The organism is Franconibacter helveticus LMG 23732 (assembly GCF_000463115.2).
GTDB classification, from domain to species: Bacteria; Pseudomonadota; Gammaproteobacteria; order Enterobacterales; family Enterobacteriaceae; genus Franconibacter; species Franconibacter helveticus.
This window is the reverse complement of the sequence record NZ_AWFX01000003.1, coordinates 137,155-163,446: the sequence shown is the minus strand read 5'-3', so window position 1 is coordinate 163,446 and position 26,292 is coordinate 137,155. Positions and strand designations below refer to the sequence as shown.

24 protein-coding genes are annotated in these 26,292 nt (G+C 57.6%); 17 read left to right on the top strand and 7 right to left on the bottom strand.

What is annotated here, in order from left to right; all coding sequences use genetic code 11:
• The first annotated feature begins 347 nt into the window (after positions 1-347).
• From DW56_RS00850 to DW56_RS00805, 9 genes are all read left to right on the top strand, one after another.
• Complete coding sequence (locus DW56_RS00850) at positions 348-890, top strand: fimbrial protein BcfA (RefSeq protein WP_024554143.1); 543 nt, start codon at positions 348-350, stop codon at positions 888-890.
• Positions 891-963: 73 nt separating this feature from the next.
• Complete coding sequence (locus DW56_RS00845; protein ID WP_024554142.1) at positions 964-1,521, top strand: fimbrial protein; 558 nt, start codon at positions 964-966, stop codon at positions 1,519-1,521.
• Between the two features lie 50 nt (positions 1,522-1,571).
• Complete coding sequence (locus DW56_RS00840) at positions 1,572-2,234, top strand: fimbria/pilus periplasmic chaperone (RefSeq protein WP_234409224.1); 663 nt, start codon at positions 1,572-1,574, stop codon at positions 2,232-2,234.
• A 23-nt stretch (positions 2,235-2,257) separates the two neighbouring features.
• Entirely contained in the window at positions 2,258-4,888 is a 2,631-nt protein-coding gene (locus DW56_RS00835; RefSeq protein WP_051179247.1) for a fimbrial biogenesis usher protein, read from the top strand.
• Between the two features lies 1 nt (position 4,889).
• On the top strand, positions 4,890-5,915 hold the full coding sequence (locus tag DW56_RS21120; protein ID WP_029697426.1) for a fimbrial protein: 1,026 nt from the start codon (positions 4,890-4,892) through the stop codon (positions 5,913-5,915).
• 15 nt (positions 5,916-5,930) lie between these two features.
• Positions 5,931-6,461: a fimbrial protein gene (locus DW56_RS00820; RefSeq protein ID WP_024554137.1), complete on the top strand. Its 531-nt coding sequence runs from the start codon at positions 5,931-5,933 to the stop codon at positions 6,459-6,461.
• A gap of 9 nt (positions 6,462-6,470) precedes the next feature.
• On the top strand, positions 6,471-7,001 hold the full coding sequence (locus tag DW56_RS00815) for a fimbrial protein (protein WP_024554136.1): 531 nt from the start codon (positions 6,471-6,473) through the stop codon (positions 6,999-7,001).
• Positions 6,994-7,683, top strand: coding sequence for a fimbria/pilus periplasmic chaperone (locus DW56_RS00810; protein WP_024554135.1), 690 nt, complete (start codon positions 6,994-6,996; stop codon positions 7,681-7,683). Before DW56_RS00815 ends, DW56_RS00810 begins: the two co-directional genes overlap by 8 nt.
• A gap of 9 nt (positions 7,684-7,692) precedes the next feature.
• Positions 7,693-7,992, top strand: coding sequence for a hypothetical protein (locus DW56_RS00805; RefSeq protein WP_024554134.1), 300 nt, complete (start codon positions 7,693-7,695; stop codon positions 7,990-7,992).
• Between the two features lie 197 nt (positions 7,993-8,189).
• On the opposite strand, the gene lsrG is transcribed toward DW56_RS00805, so the two are convergent.
• From lsrG to lsrA, 6 genes are read right to left on the bottom strand one after another with little or no spacing between them, the layout of a single operon-like run.
• Positions 8,190-8,489, bottom strand: coding sequence for a (4S)-4-hydroxy-5-phosphonooxypentane-2,3-dione isomerase (gene lsrG / locus DW56_RS00800; protein ID WP_024554133.1), 300 nt, complete (start codon positions 8,487-8,489; stop codon positions 8,190-8,192).
• Complete coding sequence (gene lsrF / locus DW56_RS00795; RefSeq protein WP_024554132.1) at positions 8,486-9,376, bottom strand: 3-hydroxy-5-phosphonooxypentane-2,4-dione thiolase; 891 nt, start codon at positions 9,374-9,376, stop codon at positions 8,486-8,488. The genes lsrG and lsrF overlap by 4 nt, the downstream gene beginning before the upstream one ends.
• Before the next feature lie 9 nt (positions 9,377-9,385).
• Positions 9,386-10,402 carry an autoinducer 2 ABC transporter substrate-binding protein LsrB gene (lsrB, locus tag DW56_RS00790; protein ID WP_029697423.1) on the bottom strand — a complete coding sequence of 339 codons (1,017 nt, stop codon included), beginning with the start codon at positions 10,400-10,402 and terminating at the stop codon, positions 9,386-9,388.
• Positions 10,403-10,404: 2 nt separating this feature from the next.
• Positions 10,405-11,409, bottom strand: coding sequence for an autoinducer 2 ABC transporter permease LsrD (lsrD, locus tag DW56_RS00785; RefSeq protein WP_024554130.1), 1,005 nt, complete (start codon positions 11,407-11,409; stop codon positions 10,405-10,407).
• The gene (lsrC, locus tag DW56_RS00780; protein ID WP_024554129.1) at positions 11,410-12,447 is read right to left on the bottom strand and encodes an autoinducer 2 ABC transporter permease LsrC; all 1,038 of its coding nucleotides are present in this window, start codon (positions 12,445-12,447) and stop codon (positions 11,410-11,412) included.
• Positions 12,444-13,943: an autoinducer 2 ABC transporter ATP-binding protein LsrA gene (gene lsrA / locus DW56_RS00775; protein WP_029697421.1), complete on the bottom strand. Its 1,500-nt coding sequence runs from the start codon at positions 13,941-13,943 to the stop codon at positions 12,444-12,446. The genes lsrC and lsrA overlap by 4 nt, the downstream gene beginning before the upstream one ends.
• Positions 13,944-14,158: 215 nt before the next feature.
• On the opposite strand from lsrA, the gene lsrR reads away from it, so the two are divergent.
• The 3 genes from lsrR to DW56_RS00760 all read left to right on the top strand — a co-directional run bounded on the left by lsrR (position 14,159) and on the right by DW56_RS00760 (position 18,964).
• Positions 14,159-15,127 carry a transcriptional regulator LsrR gene (gene lsrR / locus DW56_RS00770; RefSeq protein WP_024554127.1) on the top strand — a complete coding sequence of 323 codons (969 nt, stop codon included), beginning with the start codon at positions 14,159-14,161 and terminating at the stop codon, positions 15,125-15,127.
• Between the two features lie 42 nt (positions 15,128-15,169).
• Positions 15,170-16,759, top strand: a complete 1,590-nt coding sequence (gene lsrK / locus DW56_RS00765; protein ID WP_024554126.1) for an autoinducer-2 kinase — start codon at positions 15,170-15,172, stop codon at positions 16,757-16,759.
• 183 nt (positions 16,760-16,942) lie between these two features.
• Complete coding sequence (locus DW56_RS00760; protein WP_024554125.1) at positions 16,943-18,964, top strand: oxidoreductase; 2,022 nt, start codon at positions 16,943-16,945, stop codon at positions 18,962-18,964.
• Positions 18,965-19,888: 924 nt separating this feature from the next.
• Here DW56_RS00760 and rlmG read toward each other — a convergent pair.
• Positions 19,889-21,019 (bottom strand): 23S rRNA (guanine(1835)-N(2))-methyltransferase RlmG, encoded by a 1,131-nt coding sequence (gene rlmG / locus DW56_RS00750; RefSeq protein WP_024552639.1) that lies wholly within the window; start codon positions 21,017-21,019, stop codon positions 19,889-19,891.
• An 85-nt stretch (positions 21,020-21,104) separates the two neighbouring features.
• On the opposite strand from rlmG, the gene DW56_RS00745 reads away from it, so the two are divergent.
• The 5 genes from DW56_RS00745 (at position 21,105) to sstT (ending at position 26,272) form a co-directional block, all read left to right on the top strand.
• On the top strand, positions 21,105-21,602 hold the full coding sequence (locus tag DW56_RS00745; RefSeq protein WP_024552640.1) for a M48 metallopeptidase family protein: 498 nt from the start codon (positions 21,105-21,107) through the stop codon (positions 21,600-21,602).
• A gap of 78 nt (positions 21,603-21,680) precedes the next feature.
• Positions 21,681-22,409, top strand: coding sequence for a SanA/YdcF family protein (locus DW56_RS00740; RefSeq protein WP_024552641.1), 729 nt, complete (start codon positions 21,681-21,683; stop codon positions 22,407-22,409).
• Between the two features lie 55 nt (positions 22,410-22,464).
• The gene (locus DW56_RS00735) at positions 22,465-23,445 is read left to right on the top strand and encodes a Gfo/Idh/MocA family protein (protein WP_024552642.1); all 981 of its coding nucleotides are present in this window, start codon (positions 22,465-22,467) and stop codon (positions 23,443-23,445) included.
• 331 nt (positions 23,446-23,776) lie between these two features.
• Complete coding sequence (locus tag DW56_RS00730; protein WP_024552643.1) at positions 23,777-24,745, top strand: TerC family protein; 969 nt, start codon at positions 23,777-23,779, stop codon at positions 24,743-24,745.
• 279 nt (positions 24,746-25,024) lie between these two features.
• Entirely contained in the window at positions 25,025-26,272 is a 1,248-nt protein-coding gene (gene sstT / locus DW56_RS00725; protein ID WP_024552644.1) for a serine/threonine transporter SstT, read from the top strand.
• Positions 26,273-26,292: the final 20 nt, after the last annotated feature.

Below are 26,292 nucleotides of genomic sequence, written 5' to 3'. Positions count from 1 at the left end.
TAACAACCAATACACAAAATTAGAACAAACTTAATTCCAGTCCATAATTAGACCACTTTTCCTTTTATTGTTTTACTCCTGTCCATTTGTAGACTAAATATAAAATTGCAAAAAATTTAACCCCTGGAGAAAATAACCTCACTTTAGTAGGAGCATGAATTGTTCGCCTCTGCAAAATTAAATGTTAATCGCCCCCCTGCGTTTAATTAAAATTTAATTTTTTAAAGCGCGATTCAACCCGCCCGCTTTAAGTCACTGGAAAATAAAAGTCTGCGCCATAAATATTGACGTGATTTTTATCTTCTAATTAATGGAAGTTTTATCAAGATATTATACGGAGATTGAAAATGAATAAGCACGTTTTAGCAATGGTAGTAACGGCTCTGTTGGCAGGCGGCGTAATGTCTGCTGCACAGGCAGATGTGACGGTTAACGGCGGCACCATTAATTTTAAAGGTGAAGTAGTTAACGCCGCATGCGCGGTATCCGCCGATTCTGTTGACCAGACCGTGACCCTGGGCCAGGTGCGCACTGTCCGTCTGGCTACTGCGGGCTCTGCGGCTAACCAGAAAGAAGCGTTTAACATCAAACTGGAAGACTGTGACACTACCGTTGCCACTGCCGCCGCGGTAATTTTCAACGGCCAGGAAGATGCTAACGTTGCCGGTACCCTCGCTAACACCGCCGGTGCTGGCGCCGCCAGCCACGTTGCGCTGCAACTCTACGGACCGGACGGCAACAAACTGGCAATTGGCGACACCTCTTCCAAAGTTACGCTTGTTGATGGTTCGAACGTAATCCCGCTGAGCGTGGATTACATCGCGACCGACGCCGCCGCAACACCGGGTAACGTTGCTGCTGTCGCTACCTTTAACATGGTTTATTCCTGATATAACTCAGCGAGCGCTGCACGGCTCCGGTTTTTTACGGAGCCGTTTTTTCTCCTTTCGCAGTGGAGGCGTCATGCGGCAGAAAAAGCGTCCCGACCTTTGCAGCACGTTGATTTTATCTGGTTTTCTTCTCTCGCTTCCCGTACAGGCCATAACCGATTACGGCGGATTTCGTGATGGCGATGTCCGTTTTTTCGGTGAAGTGGTTAATGCAGCGTGCGCCGTTGCGGTGGATAGCCAGGATCAAACAGTCCTGATGGGACAAGTACGAAGCAACAGCTTCACCGATCTTGGGGAGTGGACAGATCCTCACCCCTTTCGCATCAAGCTGGAGGATTGCTCCACCAACGTCAGCCAGAACGTTGGCGTGATGTTCTCTGGTGAAACCGACGGCAAAGACCTGCTGGTGTTCCGCACCGGTAACGGCGCCGGGGCAGCCGAAGGCATTGGCATTGGCATTACCGATGCCACGGGCCAGTTAATTATCCCTAATACCGCGCCGGCAAGGTACGCCCCCATTCAGGAAGGGGAAACCGTGCTGCATTACACCGCCCGTTACCGGTCGACCAGTCGAACCGTGAAGGCAGGCAATGCCAGCGCCCAGGTATGGTTCAACCTTTTTTATCAGTAATATATGAGTAAGCAGTAATGAAAAATATCCGTCTTAAACAAATCCAGTTAATGGCAGCAGGGTTTATCGTTCTGGCTTCTGCCACCTGCGCTCATGCCGGCGGCGTTGCGCTAGGAGCGACTCGCGTTATTTATCCCCAGGGCGATAAACAGGTTTCATTACCGCTGACTAACTCATCGGATAATACTACCTTTTTGATCCAGTCCTGGGTGAGTAATGCTGCGGGCACTAAATCAGCGGACTTTATTATTACTCCGCCGCTTTTTGTCATGCACCCGAAAAAAGAAAATATCCTGCGAATTATGTATGTCGGCGCAGATTTACCCACCGACAGAGAAAGCGTTTTTTATTTAAACAGCAAAGCGATCCCTTCAGTAGATAAATCAAAACTGGCAGGCAGCAATTTACAAATCGCCACGCAGAGCGTGATTAAATTATTTGTGCGCCCTAAAAATTTACCTACGCCATCGATTGAATCGCCGAAAACGCTGCGCTGCCAGGTTGCGAATAATCAAGTGATGTTAACCAACCCCTCGCCTTATTACGTCACGCTGGTGCAGTTCTATTCCGGCGGCACAAAGCTGCCAAATTCCATGGTCGCGCCGAAAGGCAGCCTGACGGTGGATATTCCTGGCGGAAAGAGCGGGAAAGTCTCTTTCCAGACGCTGAACGATTATGGGGCTAATACCCCGACTCAAGCCTGCGCGGGTTGAGAGCAAATTATTGGTGCGAACGCATGAAGTGGACTAACCAAAAGCAACTAAAAACGTTCTCCCTCTCACCCTTAGCGTTGGCGCTAATCGGCATGGTGGTTCCTCACAAGGGATACGCTGATAACTATTTTAACCCGGCATTTCTCGCCAACGACCCCGCCGCGGTAGCTGACCTGTCGCGCTTTGAAGGCAACGGCCAGGCGCCCGGCACTTATCGCGTTGAGGTCTGGCTTAACGGCGTGTTTCTGTCAAGCCGCGACGTGGTCTTCAACGCGCGCGCGGAAGGAAAAGCGCCGAAAGCGAACGCGGCGGGTAAAAATGATGGTACCGGGTTGGTCGCCTGCCTAACGCCGAAAGCGCTGAGCGCCATGGGCGTTAACATTCAGGCGTTTCCGGCGCTCGCCAAAGCGCCGCAAGAGAGCTGCGTGGATATCGCGAAAGCGATCCCTTCAGCGTCCACCACTTTTGATTTTGAAAAACAGCATCTGGAGATCAGCATCCCGCAGGCGGCGATGCAAAACCGCGCCCGCGGCTATATTCCACCCGAGCAGTGGGATGAAGGCATTAACGCCATGCTGTTGAACTACCAGTTCACCGGTTCAAACAACCGCGACCGCAGCGATGGCGGCTCGTCGAGCAACAGCTATTTCCTTGGGCTGAATACCGGGCTTAACCTGGGTTCTTGGCGCCTGCATGATGCGTCATCCTGGAACTACAACAGTTCGAACCAGCAAAACAAGAGCGACTGGGAGCACATCAGCACCTATGTTGAACGCGCTATCGTGCCGCTGAAAAGCGCGCTGATCGTGGGTGAAAGCTATACCACGTCGGATGTCTTCGACAGCGTGCCGTTCCGCGGCGTACAGCTTGCCTCCGATGACAATATGCTGCCGGACAGCCTGAGGGGCTTTGCGCCTACCGTTCGCGGCATCGCTAAAAGCAATGCGCAGGTCACCATCAAGCAGAACGGCTACGTCATCTATCAGAGCTACGTCACGCCTGGCGCCTTCGCCATCGACGACCTCTTCCCCACCTCTTCCAGCGGCGACTTGACCGTAGAGGTGAAAGAGACCGACGGCAGCGTAACCAGCTACTCGGTGCCTTATTCCGCCGTGCCCGTGTTGCAGCGCGAAGGCCGTATTAAATATGCGCTTACCGCTGCCGAGTACCATGGCAGCAGCAGCCAGCAGGACGATGTTAAATTCGGCCAGGGAACGATTATCTGGGGTCTGCCGCGCGGCTTTACGATTTACGGCGGCACGCAGTTCTCTAACAACTACGCGGCTTTTGCGCTGGGCTCGGGCCTGAACATGGGCAACTTCGGCGCCATTTCCATGGACGTGACCCAGGCGCGCAGTACGCTGGCGGATGAATCGAAGCACGATGGTCAGTCGATACGCTTCCTGTATGCAAAATCGCTTAACGATTTCGGCACTAACTTCCAGCTGTTGGGCTACCGCTATTCAACGTCGGGCTTCTATACGCTGGATGACACCGCCTATAAGCACATGCGCGGTTACACCATCGACCCGGCAGACAGCAAGAAAGACAACCTGCCGGACTGGGCGAATTACTACAACCTTTATTACAGCAAGCGCGGCAAAATCCAGCTGAGCGTTTCACAACAGTTGAACGACTTCGGCTCGCTGTTTGTGACCGGCAGCCAGCAAAGCTACTGGCACACTGATGAAAAAGATTCCCTGTTGCAGGTGGGCTATAGCGGCACGGTGAAAGGCATCACCTACAGCCTTTCTTACAACTACAACAAAGGCGTGGGCGCGCCGGAAGGCGACCAGATTTATGCGCTGAATATTTCACTGCCGATCAGCCAGTGGCTGCACCCTGGCGGCGACGTGACGCGCAGCTATAACAGCACTTACGCCACCTATAACATCAACACCGATAAGCATGGCAAAACGGCGCAAACCGCCGGTCTGAACGGCACGCTGCTGGAAGGCAACAACCTCAGCTACAACGTCCAGCAGGGTTATCAGAACCACGGCGTTGGCACCAGCGGCACCGCGGGCATGCAATACAACGGCGCTTATGGCAACGCCAACGTCGGCTACAACTACAGCGACAACGGCGACTACCAGCAGGTTAACTACGGCCTGAGCGGCGGCGTGGTGGTTCACCCGAACGGCGTCACCCTGAGCCAGCCGCTGGGCGACACCAACGTACTGATAGCCGCCCCCGGCGCGGACGATGTGAAGGTAGAAGGGGAACCCGGTATTCGCACCGACTGGCGCGGCTACGCGGTCGTGCCGTTCGCCACCACCTACCGGCAGAACCGCATGGCGCTGGATACCAACTCGCTGGCGGATAACCTGGACATCGACGACGCGGTGACCAACGTGGTGCCGACAAAAGGGGCGCTGGTGCGGGCGGAGTTTAAAGCTCGCGTGGGCGAGCGCGCGCTGCTGCGCATTCTGCATAACGGCAACCCGATTCCCTTTGGCGCCGTGGTTTCCCGCAGCGACAGCGGCGGCGACACCATCGTGGGCGACAACGGCGAAGCCTATCTGGCGGGCCTGGCGCGCGAGGGCATCTTAAACGTGAAGTGGGGCGCCTCGGCAGATAAACAGTGCGTGGCGCGTTACACCATTGCTGAAACCAAACAAGCCCTGGTACGCCAGGAAGTAGGATGTAATTAAGATGGTTAGATTATTTACGCTAATAGTGATATCGCTATGGTGCTCATTAAGCTGGGCGGCGCCTTGTCATAACACGATGGGCTCACCCTACATATATAATTATAACTTTGGTACCAAAACGATAACCAGCCCCGACGAAAATAAAGCCGGCCAGAGCTATCCCGATGCTTTTACCTGGAATCTGGGAGAGTATTACTATGCGATTTGCGACTGTCCTGCTGGAACAGCATTCGGCGCAACATATTTCACTGCAAAGACAGATCTGCCTTTAGGGCATTTTGACGGAGCTCAACAGTATTATAAAGTGAATGATAATATTGAAGTCGCAACAAAAATATGGATACAGGGTTATTTGCAAAAATACGTTAATGTACCTTTTACATCTGTTTCGAATGAATACTGGTATGATAACTGGGGTTGTGGTGATTCTAACCCCTATACTTCTGGGTCAATGGGACGTTTATCTCTTTATATTGGAAAACCTTTTGTCGGCAACGTTTCATTTTCTAAAACCGTTGTTGCTTTGTATGGAAATACCGTCAGTGGTGAAGCGCCAGGCCCGCAACCGATGAGCGTTATTAATATAACAGGCAATGTCGTGGTGCCCCAAAACTGCGTAATTAACGCAGGCCAGGTGGTAACGGTAGATTTCGGCAATTTACTGAGTACAGATTTCAAAACGGCCGGGCAAAAGCCAAATGGCTTTACCGATAAAACGTTTAACGTGCCGATTCAGTGCACCAATATCGGCGCCTCGGTGAACCTTACATTAAGCCTACAGGCGACGCCGTCTGCGCAGAATAACCAGGCTATCGCCAGCAGCAATACCGACGTTGGCGTTGTGGTCACCAGTTCCGAAGGCGCCGTGATTATACCGAACGATGCGAACAGCATTATTCCTTTTAATACGGATGTATCAGGTAATGCCAGCGTGACGCTGAAAGCGTACCCCGTCAGCACCACCGGTAACGCCCCGGCGGAAGGCGTATTTAGCGCCCTGGCCACCTTGCGGGTTGATTTCGCATAAGCAGAGGGGATCACTATGGCTATTAATAAAATGACGTTGTTTTGCCTGGCGGGGCTGCTGGCCGCCAGCCAGGCGGTAAACGCAGAAGACAATCTGAAATTTACCGGCACCATATTGCCGCCGACCTGCAATGTGGATGCGGCAAGCGCCGAGCAAACCGTTAACCTGGGAGAATTTACGCCACGGGATTTCTCTACAGTGGGCGCCACCACTGCCGCCACCAAATTCCAGATAAAACTAAAGGATTGCGGAAACGGCGCGACGGGCTCAAAAGTCTGGTTTAGCGGCACGGGCGACAGTGACGACCCAACGCTATTAGCGCTTTCAGATACCGGCACGGGAAATACCATGGCGACAGGCATCGGCGTGCAGATCCTTAATAAAGATCAGCAGCCGGTAAGCATTAATAACACCGATGCCACCGTTAACCCCGTACAGGCCGGAGATAACACGCTGGATTTTTATTTACGCTATAAATCCACCAAATCTGCGGTAACGGCCGGCAACGCCACCGCCGTAATGTATTTCGACCTGACCTATCAGTAAGAGGCGGCAATGAAACGTTTCATCACAAGCGCGTGCGCTGCACTTCTGTCGGGGCTAATACTTATTTGCTCCGCACAGGCTCACGACGGCACGGTTTACGTCAGCGGTAAAATTAATGAAACAACCTGCGCCGTCTCGCCGGATTCAAAAAACTTTACCGTTGATCTGGGAAGCGTGGCCAGCAAACAATTTAATAACGTTGGCGATGGCTCTGATTACAGACCCTTTGTTATTAAGCTGGAAAATTGCGCAGCAGCAGCCCAGACCGTCTCGGTACATTTTGACGGCACGCCAGACAGTAAAAATGCGGACCTGCTGGCGATTACTTCAGACACGGCTTCCGCCGCCGGGGTGGGCATTGCGATTTATAACCAGGATAAAAGCATAATTCCGCTGGGCGATGAGAGCGTAAAATTTCCACTGACGCCAGACCAGGCCTCAGCCACGCTCAATTTTTATGCCCGCTATATCGCCAACGGCGACGCTATCGTCGCAGGCACAGCGAATGCGTCGGCCACGTTTATTCTGACTTATGCGTAACCTCGTTTTTTTACTGCTGATATTTTCTTGCGTTGCACAGGCTGGTGTCGTTATTGGCGGCACCCGCTTTATTTTCGCCGAAAACAAAAAAAGCCTTAGCGTGACGGTAAAAAACCGCTCGCCGGAAACCTGGTTAATCAGTTCGAAAATTTCAGCGGGAAATAGCTGGCCGGGTAATGAAAACGCCATTTCCCGCGATATTCCCTTTGCGGTTACGCCGCCTTTATTCGCGCTACACGGCGAAAGGGAAAACAGCCTTCGGCTGGTGCAGACCGGCGATAACCTGCCGAATGACCGGGAATCGCTCTTTACCTTAAGCATCGCGGCCATTCCTTCCGGAAAAACCCAGGCAGACAGCGTACAGATGGCGGTGCGCTCAAGCCTCAAGCTGTTTTACCGCCCCTCCGGCCTGCCGGGCGACCCGGAGCAGGCGTATAAAGCGCTGGTCTGGCAGCAGACGGCTGGCGGGTTAAGGGTGGAAAACAAAACCCCTTATTACGTCACGCTATTCCAGCTTCGGGTTAACGGCAAAACCATTGATAACCCGGGCGTTGTCGCCCCGTTCAGCACGCGGCAAACGGACTGGTGTAAAGGTAACGCACGTTGCCCGCTCTTCTGGCAATCCATCAATGATTACGGCCGGGTAATGCCGGTTGTAACAACCCCTTCTCTTCTTAAATGAGTACGCATCATGATCTTCAGGAAACACACTTTCACTAATCTGGTTCTGCTGGCGGCAATGGCAGCGCCTGTGTTAAGCCAGGCGGCAGACACCGCCGCCTTTAGCGCGGATCAGCAAGCGCAAATCGGCAAAATCGCCGAGGACTATTTCACCGCCAACCCGGAGAAGCTGGGCGAAGCGATATCGGTTTATCTGGCGAACCACCCGGAATTTCTGGTGGCGGCGAGTGAAAACCTGCGCCAGAACCAGCAGCTGGCGGCGCAGAAGTTAAAAGAGATGGAGCAGGCGCAAAAAGCAGCGCAGAAATAACCGGCGGCGCTGAACGTTGTCTGACTACGCGAGTTGTCATGACCTGCCGCCCAATGCTTAACCCGCATGCCCCTCACCCTGCCCCTTTCCCCACCGGGGAGAGGGAACAGGCTGGCTCTCTTTGAGCGCAATGCTTGCTCTCCCCGGCCTTCTCCCGCAGGCAGAGGGCTGGCGCGAAGGCGGCGCAGCGCTTTTCCCTATTTCACTTCCGGCAACAGCCCGATAAAACTGCGCTTTTTACGCGGCTGAGACATCAGCTCCTCCAGCTTTTCCACGCAGGCCAGATAGTGCGGCGTCTCTTTATGCGCCAGCACCGCCGCGTCGTCTTTATAAGCTTCATAAATAAAAAACCGCGTTGGCGTGTCCGGGTCCTGTAGCACGTCAAACCGTAAGTTGCCCGGCTCTTTCAGCGCCCCTTCATGGTTGGCGCGAAAGGCGTCGAGAAACTCATCCACCCGCTCGGGCTTGATGTTGATTTCCACCAGCGTTACGTTCATGCCCTGCCCCCCTGCGCTTTCTCCTCCTGCCAGAACTGGTACGCCTCACGGGCGCTCAGGTTCTCATGCACCACTTTTTTCACCGCCTTCAGCATGGCGAGCGGCGCTTCGGACTGAAAAATATTGCGCCCCATATCCACACCTGACGCACCCTGGTCAATCGCCCGCCAGCACATCTCCAGCGCCTCGTGCTCCGGCAGCTTTTTACCGCCTGCTATCACAATCGGCACCGGGCAGCTCGCCGTCACCTTCTCAAACCCCTCTTCCACAAAGTAGGTTTTCACAAACTGCGCCCCCATCTCGGCGGCGATGCGGCTCGCCAGCGAGAAATAGCGGGCGTCGCGGGTCATCTCTTTGCCAACGCCAGTCACGGCGAGCGTCGGCATGCCGTAGCGCGTCCCCTCGTCCACCAGTTTGATAATGTTGTTGATGGACTGATGTTCATACTCAGAACCGATATAAACCTGCGCCGCCACCGCGCAGACGTTCAGGCGCAGCGCATCTTCCATCGCCACCGCCACGCTCTCGCGGGACAGCTCGCTTAATATCGAGTTGCCGCCGGAGGCGCGCAGCACCACGGGCCGGTTAGCGGCGGGCGGCACCTGGCTTCGCAAAATGCCGCGCGTACACATCAGCACGTCGGTCTCCTCAAACAGCGGCGCAATAGAGAGATCGATGCGCTCAAGTCCGGTCGTCGGCCCCTGAAAGTAGCCGTGATCGAAGGCGAGCATCACGGTGCGTCCGCTTTTCGGATTAAAGATACGCGAAAGGCGCGACTGCATGCCCCAGTCGAGCGCGCCGCAGCCTTTTAACGTATAAGGCGTGTTCTGTTGCGGCTGCCCGAGGCCAAAATCTTTACCGTCTTTGATATCGTCTAAATCCGCCATGCTCCCTCCTCAGAAATCGTATTTGCTGATGTTCTCTTTGGTGAAAACCACGCGCTCCGGCAGCAATACAATGCCGTTGCCTTTCGCCTCATACTGGTAGCCCTGTACCTTGTTCGGCTCCACTTTCAGCGTGCCGATCTCTTTCACCTCGATGCTGTCGCCCACGTTCAGGTCGCCTTTTTTCAGCAGCGTATCCGCCACGTTGACGGCGATTTTCCCCTGCTCCACCACGTCCCACAGGCCAAAGGCTTTTACCGTGCCGCGCTCCACGTAGGGGCGCATCACGTTCGGCGTGCTGAAGCCGACAATGGCGACGTTGGTGCGCTTGAGGTTTTCGGCAGCCTGGGCGGCGGCGGGCAGCGCGTTGGCGTCGGGCGCGATAATAGCGTCGAGATCCGGGTAGGCTTTCAGGATGCCCTCGGCGGTTTGCAGCGATTTCGTCGCGTCGTTATAGCCAAACTGGGTCGTGACGATTTGCCACTGCGGATGGTCTTTGGCGATTTTCGCTTTTGCCTCTTTTACCCACTGGTTCTGGTCGGTCACCGTGGGGCTTGAGTAAAAGAACGCCACTTTGGCATCCGGTTTCGTGACCTGCTGCTGCGCCATCTCCACCAGCATGCCGCCAAGCTGGGCTGGCGTGCCCTGGTTAATGTAAATGCTGCGGCACTCCGGTTTGGTGTCGGAATCCCAGGTCAGCACTTTCACGCCGCGCTGCATGGCGCGCTTAAGCGCCGGGCAGAGACCGTCCGGCGACACGGCGGAGACGATAATCGCGTTATAGCCCTGGTTGACGAAGTTGTTGATAAGCTGCACCTGGCCGGAAACGCTCGGCTCCGTCGGCCCGTCGTAGGTCACCGGCACGCCAAGCGCTTTGCCCGCTTCCATCGCGCCGTTGCCGCCGCTGGTGAAAAAGCCCACCCCCACCAGCTTTGGAATAAAGGCGATGCGGTCGGCGGCCTGCGCCGAGGCGACGCCCAGCGCCAGCACGATGGCGCTCAGTTGCAGGGCACGTTTTGCTGTTTTCATCATTAAGCTCCTGATTGGTTAACCGCACCGCGTCGCGCCAGCCAGCGGCGCCAGGCCGCACGCAGCGTTTCACGGTGCAAACTCGCCGAACGGCCAATCACCACCACAATCAACAACGCGCCGGAAAGCGCACTCGACACCTGACTGGCGATGCCTGCCATTTGCAGCCCCTGTTGCAGATACCCCACCAGCAGCGCCGCAACCGCCGTGCCGATGACGGAGCCGGAGCCGCCGTAAATATTCGCCCCGCCCAGCACCGCCGCCGTCAGCGCAGGCATCAGCAGATCGCGCCCTAAATCCGAGCGCGCCGAGCCGAAATAAGAGACCAGCACCAGCGCGGCGACGGCGCAGGCAAGCCCCACCAGGCCATAAACGCCGTAAAGCATGCCGTTTACCGGCATCGCCGCGTAGCGCGCCGCGCGCGGGTTCTGCCCCAGCAAAAAGAGATGGCGGCCAAAGCGCGCCTTGTGCGCCAGCACCCAGAAAAGCAGCGTGATAACCAGAAACAGCGCCAGCGGCACCGGCAGACCGAAAACCGTCAGGTTGGCGAAGGCGGTGAAGGCGTCCGGGAAGCCGCCAATGCCCTCAAAGCCAGTCGCCCCGGCGAAGCCTGAAAGCAGCAGCGCGCCGCCGCCGTAGAGGTAGAGCGTGCCGAGCGTGATCACCAGCGGGCTAATGCCGGTGTAGTGAATAAGCGCGGCGTTCAGCAGCCCGCAAAGCAGGCCGAGCGCAAGCGTGAGCGGCACCGCCGCCGCCATCGGCAGCCCCGCCTGCATCATCACCCCCAGCGCAATAGCGCACAGGCCGATGGTGGAACCGAGGGAAATATCGATGCCGCCGCTGATAATGACCAGCGTCAACGGCAGCGCCACGATGCCGATGCAGATAAAATCGCTGGTGCTGAAGAGCAGCATGTTGATATCAAGCATGCGCGGGTTGAACGCGCCGAACAGCAGGATCTCCACCACCAGCAGGGCGAGCAGCGCCCCTTCCCAGTTAAGCTTCATTTACGCCACCTCCTTTTTGCTTTTGCGACCGGGAAAAGGGGTGACGTTTTTCGCCCCCGTGTTGCCTGGCACAAAACGGCTGTACTTCAGCGCCCGCTGATGACGCGCCAGCGCCTGGCGCAGGCGTCCGTCGAGCACCAGCACGCCAAGCAGCACCAGGCCCGCGATAAAATCATTCCACCAGGCGGGCAGCTTAAAGAGCACCAGCACGGTGTCGATTTGCGTGAGGAAAAAGGCGCCGAGAAACGCGCCAATCAGCGTGCCGGTGCCGCCCAGCAGCGAAATGCCGCCGAGCACGCAGGCGGCGATGGCTTTCATCTCCAGCCCGCTGCCGGTCTGGTTAGGCACAAAGCCAATCTGCGAGGCGAAGATAATGCCGCCAAGCGCCGCCAGCATGCCGTTGAAGGTGAACGCCAGCAGCCGGGTGCGGTTCACCGCCACGCCAAGCTGACGCGCCGCGGCCAGGTTATCGCCTACCGCGTAAAAATCGCGCCCGAAAGCGGTTTTCGACAGTATCCAGGCGCCCAGCGCGAGCAGCGCCAGCACCATCAGCCCCAGCGGCGAAATGCCGAATGCGAGCGGTTCGGAAAGCGCTTTCAGGCTGGCGGGCAGCCCCTCAATCCATTTGCCGCCCGTCCACAGCAGCATGCCGCCGCGGTAAAGCCCGAGCGTGCCGAGGGTGGCGACAATCGCCGGGATCCGCAGCCCCACCACCAGCACGCCGTTGAACAAGCCGCACAGCGCGCCGATGCCCAGCGCAAAGAGCATGGCCAGCGGCAGGCTGTAGCCGTTATTAAGCGCCACCCCGACGGCGATGGCGCATAGCCCAAGCGTGGAGCCGACGGAAACGTCGATATTGCGCGTCAGCATGACCAGCGCCGCCCCCATCGCCAGCAGGATGAGGATTTGCGCGCTGCTGAAAATCATCGACAGCGTTTGCAGACTGAAGTAGCTGTGGTTAAGCGCCACCAGCACCACAAACAGGGCGAGAATAGCCAGAAAGGCGCTCAGCTCGCGGTTACGCAGCAAAGTCTTCATACGTGAGTTCCTCCGAAAGCGAGCTTCATCATTCTCTCAACCGAGACGGTCGATTTGGCAAGTTCGCCGCTGAGCGCCCCCTGATGCATCACCAGCACCCGATCCGCCAGCCCCGGAAACTCGTCGAGGTCGCTTGAAATCATCAACACCGCCACGTTTTGCGCGGCGACGCTTTTTATCAGCTGGTAGATATCGGCGCGGGCCGAGACATCCACGCCGCGCGTTGGCTCATCCACAATCAGCAACAGCGGGTTCGCCTCCAGACAGCGGGCCAGCAGCACCTTTTGCTGATTGCCGCCGGAGAGCGTGCGTACCGGCTGGTCAGCATGGTTAAGCCGGATGCCGAGGGCGCGGTGATAGCGCTCCACCACCGCCGCCTCGCGCTGGTGCTGCTGCCAGGGGGAAGGTTCGTTAAGCGCCACCGTGTTCCAGCGCACCGGCGCATCCAGAAACAGCCCGGAAACCTGCCTGTCTTCCGGCAGATAAACCAGCCCGCGCGCAAGCCGCGCTTTGGTGGTGTCGCGGCCAAGTTCGCGGTTCTCAAGCCAGACGCGTCCGGCGCGGGCGGGCCGCAGGCCATAAAGGGTTTCGGCAAGCTCGGTGCGCCCGGAGCCAACCAGCCCCGCAAGCCCGACTATCTCGCCTGCGTAAATTTCAAAGTTCAGGTCGAGAAAGCCCTCACCGGTAAGCGACTCCACGCGCAGCACCGGGAAATCCTGCGGCTGGGTGCGGCGGTTGCCGGGCAGCGCCAGCCAGAGCTTCTGCGTATCGCTAAGCTGACGTTCCCGGCTGACCGGGGTCATGGCGTTAATTAACTGTTCGTTAGTCAAAATTGCGGTTTCGCCTTCAAGCACCACGGCGCCGTCGCGCATAACGGAGATATGGTTTGCCAGCGCGCGGATTTCGGGAAGCTTATGGGAGATAAACACAATGCCGACGCCAAGCGCCTGCAACGCGCGGATCTGCCGGAACAGCCGTTCGGTTTCGCCTGGGGTGAGCGAGGCGGTCGGTTCATCAAGGATCAGGATTTTCGCCTCGCGCATCAGCCCGCGCAGGATCTCCACCATCTGCTGGTCCGCCACCTCCAGCGTGCTGGCGCTGGCCTGTAAGTTAAGGTGGCAGTCGAGCTGCGCGAGCTTTTCGTTCAGCCGCGCTATCGCGTCGGGCTTTTGCGAAAGGCGAAACAAAATGTTCTCTTTCACGCTGAGATTAGGAAACAGCATCGGCTCCTGGGGCACCAGATAAATGCCTTGCTCATGCGCCTGTGAAGGCTTCAGGCGCGCCCAGGCTTTGCCGTTAATCACCAGTTCGCCGCTGTCCGGCGTCTCTACGCCTGCGATGATCTTCATCAGGGTTGATTTCCCGGCCCCGTTGCCGCCGAGCAGCGCATGCACCTGGCCTGGCAGCAGCGTAAAATCGATGCCTTTTAATACCGGAACGCCCGAGAATTGCTTACTGATAGCGCGCGCTTCAAGCAGAGGGTTTGGGTTAATCATCTTCGCTCCGGATTTGAACAAAAGATTTTTGAATTTAATAATGTTCAAAAGCGTAGTCGGTGAACTATATTTACAACCGTGCAGGGATCACACTTTCACGCATTAGATCAGCTCCTTGGGAAAGCACAGGCAAAATGATCTTTTTGTCGGGCGCTTCACAAATTCTCACCGGGCAGGGTCGAACATATGATCTAAATTTTGATAAGAGTTCAGTTATGAGCGAGAAAAAAGCAGAAGAAGGACGGTTCGCCGGGCTGGCGATGGCGGAAGAAGAGTTGCTGGCGCGGGTCGCCTGGTCTTATTACCACGACGGGCTTACGCAAAACGATATTGGCGAGCGGCTCGGCTTGCCGCGACTTAAGATCTCCCGCCTGCTGGAGAAAGGGCGGCAGTCCGGGGTGATCCGCGTGCAGATCAATTCGCGCTATGAAGGCTGCCTGGCGCTGGAAACGGCGCTGGCGGAGCGCTTCGGGCTGAAGCTTGCCCGCGTGCTGCCCGCGCAGAACACGCCGTCGATGACCACGCGTCTTGGCATCGGCGCGGCGCAGTCCTTAATGGGCGTATTGCAGCCAGGCCAGCTACTGGCGGTGGGGTTTGGCGAAACCACCATGAGCTGCCTGCAACATTTAAGCGGTTTTATCGGCTCGCAGCAGATCCGCCTGGTGACGCTATCCGGCGGCGTAGGGCCTTATATGACCGGCATCGGCCAGCTCGACGCCGCCTGTAGTGTCAGCATGATCCCGGCGCCGCTGCGGGTCTCCTCTGCCGATGTCGCCGGGATCCTCAAGCGCGAATCCAGCGTGCGCGATGTGATCCTCGCGGCAACGGCCGCAGACGTAGCGGTCGTCGGCATCGGCTCGGTCAACCAGAAGCGCGACGCCACTATTTTGCGCTCGGGCTATATCAGCGAAGGCGAACAGCTGATGTTCGCCCGTAAAGGAGCGGTGGGCGACATCCTTGGCTACTTCCTTCAGGCTGACGGCCAGAAAGTGGAAGCGCTTGAGATCCACCGCGAACTGCTCGGCGTCACGCTCGACGAGCTGGCGCAACTGCCCACTATCATCGGCGTGGCGGGCGGCGAAGAGAAAGCGGATGCGATTTATGCCGCACTATTGGGCCAGCGGATCAACGGCCTGGTGACGGAAGAAGCGACAGCGCGCGCTGTGCTTGCCCTGGCGGGGTAAACGCCACGGCTTGCCGCGCCGCCACAACAGCGAGGCAAGTCGATGAGTTATCTTTTAGCGTTAGACGCCGGAACAGGGAGCATCCGCGCCGTGATTTTCGACCTTTCCGGCCGCCAGATAGCGGTCGGCCAGGCGGAGTGGAAGCACCTGAGCGTGGCGGACGTGCCAGGCTCCATGGAATTCGACCTCGACACCAACTGGCAGCTCGCCTGCCGCTGCATTCACCAGGCGCTACAGCAGGCCAACCTTAACGCCAGCGATATCGCTTCCATCGCTTGTTGTTCCATGCGCGAAGGCATTGTGCTGTACGACCGCAACGGCGACCCCATCTGGGCCTGCGCCAACGTGGATGCCCGCGCAAGCGTGGAGGTGGCGGAGCTAAAAGAAATTCATGACAACCAGTTTGAGTCGGAGGTTTATCAGGTTTCCGGCCAGACGCTGGCTTTAAGCGCCATGCCGCGCCTGCTCTGGCTTGCTCATCACCGCCCCGACATTTACCGCCGGGCCGCGACCGTCACCATGATAAGCGACTGGCTGGCGGCGAAGCTTTCCGGCGAACTGGCGGTAGATCCGTCGAACGCAGGCACCACCGGCATGCTCGACCTCAACACCCGCGACTGGCGGCCCGCCCTGCTGGATATGGCGGGGCTGCGCGCGGATATGCTCTCACCGGTAAAAGAGACCGGTACGCTTTTAGGCAGCGTAACGGCGCAGGCGGCGGCGCAAAGCGGCCTGCGTGAAGGCACGCCGGTGGTGATGGGCGGCGGCGACGTGCAGCTTGGCTGTCTTGGCCTGGGCGTGGTGCGCGCCGGGCAAACGGCGATTCTCGGCGGCACCTTCTGGCAGCAGGTGGTCAACCTGCCCGCCATTCGCACCGACCCGGAGATGAACATTCGCATTAACCCGCACGTGATCCACGGCATGGTGCAGGCGGAATCCATCAGTTTCTTCACCGGGCTGACCATGCGCTGGTTCCGCGACGCTTTTTGCGCCGAAGAGAAACTGATTGCCGAACGGCTCGGCACCGACACCTATGCCCTGCTTGAAGAGATGGCGAGCCGTGTACCGGCAGGCTCGCACGGCGTAATGCCGATTTTCTCCGACGCCATGCATTTTAAAGAGTGGTATCACGCCGCGCCGTCGTTTATTAACCTCTCCATCGATCCGGAGAAATGCAACAAAGCCACGCTATTCCGTGCGCTTGAAGAGAACGCGGCGATAGTCTCCGCCTGCAACCTGGCGCAGATTTCCGGCTTTTCCGGCGTGACGTTTGATTCGCTGGTTTTTGCTGGCGGCGGCGCGAAAGGGGCGCTCTGGAGCCAGATTTTAAGCGACGTAACCGGCCTGCCGGTGCGGGTGCCGGTGGTGAAAGAGGCGACCGCGCTCGGCTGCGCCATCGCCGCGGGCGTGGGAGCCGGGCTTTATGACGACCTTGCCGCCACCGGCGAGCGGCTGGTGCAGTGGAGCCGCGAATTCACGCCCAACCCGGCGCATCGCGAGCTTTACGACCAGATGATGCAAAAGTGGCAGGCGGTCTATGCCGACCAGCTGGGGCTGGTGGACAGCGGGCTGACCACCTCTCTGTGGCGCGCGCCAGGGCTTGCGCCGAAGCAGGCGGCAGCGCGGATTTAATCTTGTACGCAGAGGCGGGTGGCGCTGCGCTAACCCGCCTTTGGCTTTGCGTATTCACATTCCCGCGCTGTGAAGTTTGAATCCCATCACAATCATTCGCTCCCCCTTTTCCCTTTTATCAGCCGATAGATTATTCATTAACTCATCCGACCACATAACAATTATTTTACATTAGTGAGCGTAATGATGAGCTACCCTTCGCTGTTCGCCCCGCTGGATCTTGGTTTTACGCAGCTAAAAAACCGCGTGCTGATGGGTTCCATGCATACCGGCCTTGAAGAACGCCCCGACGGCGCCGAACGGCTGGCGGCTTTTTACGCCGAGCGCGCGCGACACGGCGTGGCGTTGATTGTGACTGGCGGCATAGCGCCTTCCGCTTCCGGCGTGGCGCTGGAAGGCGGCGCAACGCTCAATAGCGCAAGCCAGCTTGCGCCGCATCAGGCGGTGACCCATGCCGTACATCGCGAAGGGGGAAAAATCGCCCTGCAAATTCTGCACACTGGCCGCTACAGCTACCAGCCGCATCCGGTCGCCCCTTCCGCCTTACAAGCGCCCATCAACCGCTTCAAGCCTCATGCCCTGACTCATGATGAAATCCTGGCGCTGATAAACGATTTCGCGCAATGCGCGGCGCTTGCCCGCGAAGCGGGGTACGACGGCGTGGAGATTATGGGGTCGGAAGGCTATCTGATTAATCAGTTCCTCACGGCGCGCACGAACCAGCGCGAAGATGAATGGGGCGGCGATTACCCCCGCAGAATGCGTTTTGCAACTGACGTGGTGCGAGCGGTGCGCGAACGCGTGGGCGAAGCGTTTATCATTATTTATCGTCTTTCCATGCTTGACCTGGTGGAAGGCGGCTCGACATTTGACGAGACGGTGCAGCTGGCGCAGGCCATCGAAGCGGCAGGCGCGACGCTTATCAACACCGGCATTGGCTGGCACGAAGCGCGTATTCCCACTATCGCCACCCCTGTGCCGCGCGGCGCCTTCAGTTGGGTGACCCGGAAACTGCGCGGCCATGTGAAGATCCCGCTCGTCACCACTAACCGTATTAACGACCCGGCGGTAGCAGAGCAAATCCTGGCGGCGGGCGACGCCGATATGGTATCGATGGCGCGCCCTTTCCTGGCGGACGCCGAACTTCTCAGCAAGGCGGCACAGGGCCGCGAGCAAGAAATTAACACCTGCATTGGCTGCAACCAGGCCTGCCTCGACCAGATTTTTGCCGGCAAAGTGACCTCATGCCTTGTTAACCCGCGCGCCTGCCATGAAACCCTGATGGCGATAATACCCGCGGTGCAGCGAAAACGCCTCGCGGTCGTGGGCGCAGGCCCGGCGGGGCTGGCGTTTGCCGTGAACGCCGCACAGCGCGGCCATGCCGTCACGCTGTTTGATAAAGCGGCCGAAATCGGCGGGCAATTCAACATTGCGAAGCAAATTCCTGGCAAAGAAGAGTTTTATGAAACGCTGCGCTACTACCGCCGCATGCTGGAGGTGACGGGCGTCGAATTGCGGCTTAATCAGCCGGCAACCGGCGCGACGCTTGCGGATTACGACGAGGTGGTTCTGGCCTGCGGCATTGCGCCGCGCGTGCCGCTGATTGAAGGGATTGATCACCCGAGCGTGCTGACTTATCTCGATGTGTTACGCGACAAGCAGCCGGTTGGCGAACGCGTAGCGATTATCGGCTGCGGCGGTATCGGTTTTGATACGGCGATGTATCTGAGCCAGCCGGGCGAGCCCACCAGCCAGAACCTGGCGGCGTTTTGCGTGGAATGGGGCATCGACACCAGCCTGCGCGCGCCAGGCGGTCTGCGCGCCGAAGGGCCGCAATTGCCGAAAAGCCCGCGCCAGATAGTGATGCTGCAACGCAAGGCGAGCAAACCGGGCGACGGGCTTGGCAAAACCACCGGCTGGATCCACCGCGCCACGCTGCTTTCCCGCGGCGTGAAAATGGTGCCGGGCGTGAGCTACGAGCGTATCGATGACGAAGGGCTGCATATTCGGGTCAACGGCGAGCCGCAGGTGTTAGCGGTGGACAACGTGGTGATTTGCGCAGGCCAGGAACCGCAGCGCGAACTGGCGGAGCCGCTGCGTGCGGCAGGTAAAGCGGTGCATTTGATTGGCGGCTGCGACGTGGCGATGGAGCTGGACGCCCGCCGGGCTATCGCCCAGGGAACGCGGCTGGCGCTGGAGATTTAAGGTAATAGCAGCCCCAACAGGCCGTGCGTCAGACCGGAGAAATAGCCCGCCCCGGCATGGTTAACGAAAGCGAAACCCGCCCGGTCAACCAGACGCCGCTGATGGAGAGTGGCTTTTCTGCGGCTGCCCTTCTGCCGCGGCCGGTCACCCAGACGCCGCTGACGGGAGTGGTTTTTCTGCGGCCGCCCTTCTGCCGCGAGCCGGGATTGTTAAGGGGGCCCCTTAACACGTTCGCGTGATGAACGCTGGCAGAGGCATGCAACGCTCCGGCGAACGGAACCTTTCACTGCCCCCACATCGTTAACAAAAGCGAACCCCGCCGGGCGAGCCGGTCAACCAGACGCCGCTGACGGGAGTGTTTTTTCTGCGGCTGCCCTTCTGCCGCGAGCCGGGATTGTTAAGGGGGCGGCGGCGAGCCCCCTTAACACGTTCGCGTGATGGACGCTGGCAAAGGCATGAAACGCTCCGGCGAACGGAACCTTTCACTGCCCCCACATGGTTAACAAAAGCGAACCCCGCCGGGCGAGCCGGTCACCCAGACGCCGCTGACGAGAGTGTTTTTTCTGCGGCTGCCCTTCTGCCGCGAGCCGGGATTGTTAAGGGGGCGGCGGCGAGCCCCCTTAACACGTTCGCGTGATGGACGCTGGCAGAGGCATGCAACGCTCCGGCGAACGGAACCTTTCACTGCCCCCACATGGTTAACAAAAGCAAACCCCGCCGCGCAGCGCCCAACAGACGCCGCTGATGGGGAGTGGCTTTTTTGCGGCTGCCCTTCTGCCGCGAGCCAGGATTGTTAAGGGGGCCTCCTTAACACGTTCGCGTGATGAACGCTGGCAGAGGCATGCAACGCTCCGGCGAACGGAACCCTTCACTGCCCCGGCATGGTTAACGAAAGCGAACCCCGCCCGGCGCTCCGCTTACCGGTTATCGACTCTTGCGCAGCTTCACCGCTTTGAGTACGACAAACTTATTGTTGGTAGCAACCGTCGTACAGTTGCCGAAAATTTTCTTCAGCTTGCGAAAGTAATCCAGATGACGATTGCCGACGATGCGCAGCTCACCGCCCCACTTCAGGCAGCGGCGGGCGTCCTGAAACATCTGCCAGGCGATATGGTCGGTGATGGCGTGCTGTTGATGAAACGGCGGGTTGCATAACACCGCGTGGAAGCTTTCCGCCTCAACGCCTGTCAGCGCGTTATTAACCATAAAGTCGCAGCGCGCCATATCATCAGGCAGGTTAGTTTCGACGTTAAGACGGCTTGACGCGACCGCCATATAAGACTCATCAACAAAACGCACCCGCGCCTGCGGGTTTTGCGCCAGCAGTTGCAGGCCAATCACACCATTTCCGCAGCCGAGATCCACCACCTCGCCTTCCACATTCTCTGGCAAATGTTGCAGGAAAAAGCGCGCGCCGATATCCAGGCTCGACCGGGAAAAAACGTTCGCATGGTTATGGATGAGCCACGGCGTGCCATCGAGCTTCCAGCTTTGCGTCTCTGGCGCGTCAGCCAGCGCAGGTTCGCTGAAAGTACAGTGGATCAAACGCGCTTTTTTCCAGGCGAGCGTGGTGGTGGTCGGCCCGAGAATTTTTTCAAACAACGCCAGCGTGGAGTTATGAATATCCCGCGCTTTCGCCCCGGCGATAATTCGCGTTTGCGACGTAACGACGCGGCGCAACGCGCGCAGTTGCTGCTCCAGCAGGGCCAACTGCTTTGGAATTTTAATTAATACCAGCGCAGGCGCTTCAGGCAGCGGGCTCAGGCTGTCTGACAAGGTAACCTGCGCCTCGTCAATGTCGTTAAGGCGCAGATTGTGGCGCGTGGCCTGTTGCGCGATAAACGAATCGCTGATGCTTACCGGCCGTTTATCCGCCAGCGCGCAGGCGAGCGCGCCAAAGCTGTCGTTGAAAATAAGGATCGGGCCGTCGCACTCGCCGACCTGTTGCAGCAGGTAGTCATCCGCCGCTTCCCAGGCCTGAAGCGGCGTCTCTTCCGGCATCGGCGGAAAGCGCTGCAACGTGAGTGTTTGATTAAATAAGTCCACCTGGCTCATCGGCCCTCCCGAATGGTAAAATCCGCGCGTTTTATCCCTTAATTGCACCTGCGAGTAAACCTTTTTTTCACCCACCGAGGCCGCCATGACCGCACTTACCTATCTTCAGGGCTATCCCGAATCGCTGCTTGCCCAGGTACGCCAGTTGATTGAGCAAAACCGGCTTGGCGACGTACTGGAAAAACGCTACCCGCAGGCGCATGCCATTACCACCGACAAAGCGCTTTATGATTACGTGCAGGGGCTTAAAAACCGCTATCTGCGCAGTGCGCCGCCAGTGAATAAAGTGGCGTATGACAATAAAATTCATGTACTAAAAAACGCGCTGGGTCTGCATACCGCCGTCTCCCGCGTGCAGGGCGGCAAGCTCAAGGCGAAGGCGGAGATCCGCGTCGCCACGGTGTTTCGCAGCGCGCCGGAAGATTTTTTGCGGATGATCGTGGTGCATGAGCTGGCGCACCTGAAAGAGAAAGAGCATAACAAAGCCTTTTATCAGCTTTGTTGCCATATGGAGCCGCAGTATCATCAGCTTGAGTTTGATACCCGCCTGTGGCTGACCCACCAGGCGTTGAAGGGCAGCTAAGCCTTCACCGGCGTGCTGTGTTTCTGTCGCCCCGTTATACCTGCAACCTTAACACCCGCGTACTACATGGAGTTTTCTATGCGCTTAACAGGGATGTTTTCCCGCCACCTGCGGGTTCTGCGTTATTTTCTGATGTTCTGCTTGCTCCTGGCCGCGCTGCTGATCGCCCTCGTCTTTTACGCCGACCGGCAAGTTACCGCTGCGAGTAACAAAAGGCTGTTTAACGACGCTCAGGCTATCCCCGCCCGAAAAGTGGCGCTGGTGCTCGGCGCAAGGCCTGGCAACCGCTATTTTACGCGGCGCATTGAAGCGGCGGCGGCGCTGTGGCATTCCGGCAAAGCCTCCTGGCTGCTGGTAAGCGGCGATAACCGCCACGCGGATTACAATGAGCCGGCGGCGATGCGACAAGCGCTCATCAATAAAGGCGTGCCGTCCGCCGCCATTTTTTGCGATTACGCAGGCTTTACCACGCTCGACTCCGTAGTGCGCGCCCGCGACGTTTTCGGGGAAGAAAAAATAACTATCGTCTCGCAGGCGTTTCACAACCAGCGCGCCATTTACCTGGCTCAACATTACGGGATAGACGCCATTGGGCTTAATGCGGAAGATCTGGATTTCCGCCACGGTAAATATACTCAGTTTCGCGAGCGCTTCGCCCGGGTACGCGCGCTGATGGACGCGAAGCTTCTGCACCGCTCTCCCCATTTTTCCGGCGATAACATCCGCATTGGCGCGGACGGGAAAAACAGCTGCCCTGCGATAATGGCGGGGAATAACGGTTCTGCGCGGCAGACCGCTACTTTTTAAGCTTTAGCATGTTACGCTCTGACGGTTATTCAGCCTTCGGAGCAACCAGACGTCTATGATACGTTTCGCCGTTGTAGGAACGAACTGGATCACCCGCCAGTTCGTTGATGCCGCCCATGAAACGGGCAAGTACCAACTTACCGCCGTTTATTCCCGTACGCTTGAGCAGGCGCAGCAGTTCGCCAGCGATTACCCGGTTGAGCATCTCTTTACCTCGCTGGAGGCGCTGGCGCAAAGCGATGCGATAGACGCCGTCTATATCGCCAGCCCAAATTCCCTGCATGCGGAACAGACTTGCCTGTTCCTGAACCATAAAAAGCATGTCATTTGCGAGAAACCGCTGGCTTCCACGTTGCGCGAGGCGCAAACGGTTATTGACTGCGCGCGGGAAAACCAGGTGGTGCTGTTTGAGGCGTTTAAGACCGCCAGCCTGCCTAACTTCCTCGCCCTGCAACAGGCGCTGGCGAAAGTAGGCAAGCTGCGCAAAGCGTTGCTTAACTACTGCCAGTACTCTTCGCGCTACCAGCGCTATCTGGACGGCGAAAACCCAAACACGTTTAACCCGGCTTTTTCCAATGGCTCCATCATGGATATCGGCTTTTACTGCCTGGCCTCCGCCGTGGCGCTCTGGGGCGAACCGGATTCCGTTATCGCTTCCGCCTGTTTGCTGGAAAGCGGCGTAGACGCCCACGGTACGGTGGTGCTGCGCTATGGTGACGCGGACGTCACCCTTCTGCACTCCAAAGTGAGCGACTCGACGCTGCCAAGCGAGATTCAGGGCGAAGCGGGTTCGCTGATTATCGAGAAGCTTTCGGAATGCCAGCGCCTGACGTTTATCCCGCGCGGCGGCAGAGTGCAGGAACTGACTCAGGGCCAGCATATCAATACCATGCTCTACGAAGCGGAAACCTTCGCTGGGTTAGTAAGCGCTAACCAAGTAGATCATCCGGCGCTGAAAGTGAGCCTGATCACAGCGAAATTGCTGACGGAAATTCGCGCGCAAACGGGCGTGGTTTTCCCGGCAGACAGCCGCTAAGGGGTAAAGCTATGTAAATGCTGAGCGACAAAATTGATCGCCTGAATATTTCGACATATTTTGTTACCAGCAAAGGGGAGTAACTTCATTGCCGGCCGATCGTCATTACGAAGCAACGCTTCCGGTCGCCGGGCAATCTGAATCCAGCGCCAGGAGCTTACATAAGTAAGTGACTGGGGTGAACGAGCGCAGCCAACGCCGCTGCGGCGCGCAGTATGACGGGATTCAGTTTGTAAGTGAGACCTTGCCGGAAGGCAAGGTCTGTGCAGCGAAAGCAGAACGGCTGATGTCTTCCGATATCAGCCTTTTTTGTTTTTAAGGAATTTTGCCTATGAATAGTGTCGGCACTCCCCTGTTGTGGGGCGGTTTCGCGGTCGTCGTCGTGATTATGCTGGCTATCGACCTTCTGCTTCAGGGCCGCCGTGGCGTCCATACGATGTCCATGAAGCAGGCGGCTGTCTGGTCCATCGTCTGGGTTTCACTTTCTCTGCTGTTTAACGCGGCGTTCTGGTGGTATCTCGCCGGAACCGAAGGCCGTGCGGTCGCGGATACGCAGGCCCTCGCCTTCCTCACCGGTTATCTGATAGAAAAAGCGCTGGCGGTGGACAACGTCTTTGTCTGGCTGATGCTGTTCAGCTACTTCTCTATACCGCCTGCGTTGCAGCGCCGCGTGCTGATTTATGGCGTGCTGGGCGCTATCGTGCTGCGTACGATTATGATCTTCGCCGGTAGCTGGCTGATTTCGCAGTTTGAATGGCTGCTTTATGTGTTCGGCGCGTTCCTGCTTTTTACCGGCGTGAAGATGGCGCTGGCGAAAGAGGACGAAGCGGGGATTGGCGACAAGCCGATGGTGCGCTGGCTACGCGGCCATTTGCGCATGACCGACAGCATTGAAAGCGAACATTTCTTTGTGCGTAAAAACGGGTTGCTGTTCGCCACGCCGCTGCTGCTGGTGCTGATTCTGGTAGAGCTGAGCGACGTCATTTTCGCTGTCGACAGCATCCCGGCGATTTTCGCGGTAACCACCGATCCGTTTATCGTTCTGACTTCTAACCTGTTCGCCATCCTTGGCCTGCGCGCTATGTACTTCCTGCTGGCGGGCGTCGCAGAGCGCTTCTCCATGCTGAAGTATGGCTTGTCGGTGATACTGGTGTTTATCGGCGTGAAGATGCTGATTGTCGATTTCTACCACATTCCCATCGCCATCTCGCTTGGGGTGGTAGGCGGCATCCTGGCGCTGACGCTGCTGATCAACGCCTGGGTTAATCACCGCAACGATAAAAAAGGCGTAACGGAATAACCCGCCTTTTATGCTATTTCTTCCCGCTTCGGCGGGAAGAATATCCTGTCGCGAACCCTTCTTTGCGCTCTCTTCCCCAATCAAGAAATGTTGATACTGTCACAATAATGTTAAGAGACAGTTAAAAAACGGGAGCGACTATCAAAATCCAGCACTAATCCCTTTCTTCAGGATCGCTTTTCCCTATACTCGTCTATGCAAACTTTTGTTACATCCTGCTTAAACGTTACCCAAGAGAACGAACGGGATGCAACGACATCACACCTGAAGGAAATACGCATGACTACGCAATCCCAACCACGGGGCCTGATGCAGCGCCTGGCGCAAGGCAGCCTTGTAAAACAAATCGTTATTGGCCTGGTGCTCGGCATTTTGCTCGCCTGGGTTTCCACGCCTGCCGCGGTCGCGGTCGGCCTGCTTGGCACGTTGTTCGTCGGCGCCCTGAAAGCCGTAGCGCCAGTGCTGGTGCTGATGCTGGTCATGGCGTCTATCGCCAACCACAAACACGGACAAAAAACTAACATTCGCCCTATTCTCTGGCTTTATCTGCTGGGCACGTTTTCCGCTGCGCTGACGGCGGTGCTGTTTAGCTTTCTTTTCCCCTCCACTTTGCATTTGACCACCGGCGCGACGGAAATTACGCCGCCTTCAGGCATTGTGGAAGTACTGCGCGACCTGCTGATGAGCATGGTTTCGAACCCGGTGGATGCGCTGCTTAAAGGCAACTATATCGGCATTCTGGTGTGGGCGATTGGTCTTGGCTTCGCGTTGCGCCATGCCAATGCGACCACCAAAAACCTGATTAACGATATGTCCGACGCCGTCACGTTTATGGTGAAAATGGTGATTCGCTTCGCGCCGATCGGTATTTTCGGCCTGGTCGCTTCCACGCTCGCCACAACCGGTTTTTCGACGCTTTGGGGCTACGCGCAATTGTTAGTGGTGCTGGTCGGCTGCATGCTGCTGGTCGCGCTGGTGATTAACCCGCTTATCGTGTTTATTAAGATTCGCCGCAACCCCTTCCCGCTGGTTTTTGCCTGCCTGCGCGAAAGCGGCGTCACGGCGTTCTTCACCCGCAGTTCCGCCGCTAATATCCCTGTGAACATGGCGCTGTGCGAGAAACTGAACCTGGATCGCGATACCTACTCTGTTTCCATTCCGCTTGGCGCGACCATCAATATGGCGGGCGCGGCCATTACCATTACCGTATTGACGCTTGCGGCAGTGCATACGCTGGGCATTGCGGTGGACCTGCCGACCGCGCTGCTGCTGAGCGTCGTGGCGTCTCTGTGCGCCTGCGGCGCTTCGGGCGTGGCGGGCGGCTCGCTGCTGCTTATTCCGCTGGCATGCAACATGTTCGGCATTCCGAACGAGGTAGCGATGCAGGTTGTGGCGGTGGGCTTTATCATCGGCGTCTTGCAGGACTCCTGCGAAACCGCGCTGAACTCGTCCACCGACGTTATCTTCACCGCGGCGGCCTGCCAGGCTGAAGACCAGCGTCTGGCGCAAAACGCGCTGCGTAATTAACCTTTGCGGCTGGCGGCGCC

Bases quoted from the DNA above. Each gene is read 5' to 3' on its own strand.
- DW56_RS00850 (WP_024554143.1), top strand. From the start codon at position 348: ATGAATAAGCACGTTTTAGCAATGGTAGTAACGGCTCTGTTGGCAGGC.
- DW56_RS00845 (WP_024554142.1), top strand. From the start codon at position 964: ATGCGGCAGAAAAAGCGTCCCGACCTTTGCAGCACGTTGATTTTATCT.
- DW56_RS00840 (WP_234409224.1), top strand. From the start codon at position 1,572: ATGGCAGCAGGGTTTATCGTTCTGGCTTCTGCCACCTGCGCTCATGCC.
- DW56_RS00835 (WP_051179247.1), top strand. From the start codon at position 2,258: ATGAAGTGGACTAACCAAAAGCAACTAAAAACGTTCTCCCTCTCACCC.
- DW56_RS21120 (WP_029697426.1), top strand. From the start codon at position 4,890: ATGGTTAGATTATTTACGCTAATAGTGATATCGCTATGGTGCTCATTA.
- DW56_RS00820 (WP_024554137.1), top strand. From the start codon at position 5,931: ATGGCTATTAATAAAATGACGTTGTTTTGCCTGGCGGGGCTGCTGGCC.
- DW56_RS00815 (WP_024554136.1), top strand. From the start codon at position 6,471: ATGAAACGTTTCATCACAAGCGCGTGCGCTGCACTTCTGTCGGGGCTA.
- DW56_RS00810 (WP_024554135.1), top strand. From the start codon at position 6,994: ATGCGTAACCTCGTTTTTTTACTGCTGATATTTTCTTGCGTTGCACAG.
- DW56_RS00805 (WP_024554134.1), top strand. From the start codon at position 7,693: ATGATCTTCAGGAAACACACTTTCACTAATCTGGTTCTGCTGGCGGCA.
- lsrG (WP_024554133.1), bottom strand. From the start codon at position 8,489: ATGAACGTAACGCTGGTGGAAATCAACATCAAGCCCGAGCGGGTGGAT.
- lsrF (WP_024554132.1), bottom strand. From the start codon at position 9,376: ATGGCGGATTTAGACGATATCAAAGACGGTAAAGATTTTGGCCTCGGG.
- lsrB (WP_029697423.1), bottom strand. From the start codon at position 10,402: ATGAAAACAGCAAAACGTGCCCTGCAACTGAGCGCCATCGTGCTGGCG.
- lsrD (WP_024554130.1), bottom strand. From the start codon at position 11,409: ATGAAGCTTAACTGGGAAGGGGCGCTGCTCGCCCTGCTGGTGGTGGAG.
- lsrC (WP_024554129.1), bottom strand. From the start codon at position 12,447: ATGAAGACTTTGCTGCGTAACCGCGAGCTGAGCGCCTTTCTGGCTATT.
- lsrA (WP_029697421.1), bottom strand. From the start codon at position 13,943: ATGATTAACCCAAACCCTCTGCTTGAAGCGCGCGCTATCAGTAAGCAA.
- lsrR (WP_024554127.1), top strand. From the start codon at position 14,159: ATGAGCGAGAAAAAAGCAGAAGAAGGACGGTTCGCCGGGCTGGCGATG.
- lsrK (WP_024554126.1), top strand. From the start codon at position 15,170: ATGAGTTATCTTTTAGCGTTAGACGCCGGAACAGGGAGCATCCGCGCC.
- DW56_RS00760 (WP_024554125.1), top strand. From the start codon at position 16,943: ATGATGAGCTACCCTTCGCTGTTCGCCCCGCTGGATCTTGGTTTTACG.
- rlmG (WP_024552639.1), bottom strand. From the start codon at position 21,019: ATGAGCCAGGTGGACTTATTTAATCAAACACTCACGTTGCAGCGCTTT.
- DW56_RS00745 (WP_024552640.1), top strand. From the start codon at position 21,105: ATGACCGCACTTACCTATCTTCAGGGCTATCCCGAATCGCTGCTTGCC.
- DW56_RS00740 (WP_024552641.1), top strand. From the start codon at position 21,681: ATGCGCTTAACAGGGATGTTTTCCCGCCACCTGCGGGTTCTGCGTTAT.
- DW56_RS00735 (WP_024552642.1), top strand. From the start codon at position 22,465: ATGATACGTTTCGCCGTTGTAGGAACGAACTGGATCACCCGCCAGTTC.
- DW56_RS00730 (WP_024552643.1), top strand. From the start codon at position 23,777: ATGAATAGTGTCGGCACTCCCCTGTTGTGGGGCGGTTTCGCGGTCGTC.
- sstT (WP_024552644.1), top strand. From the start codon at position 25,025: ATGACTACGCAATCCCAACCACGGGGCCTGATGCAGCGCCTGGCGCAA.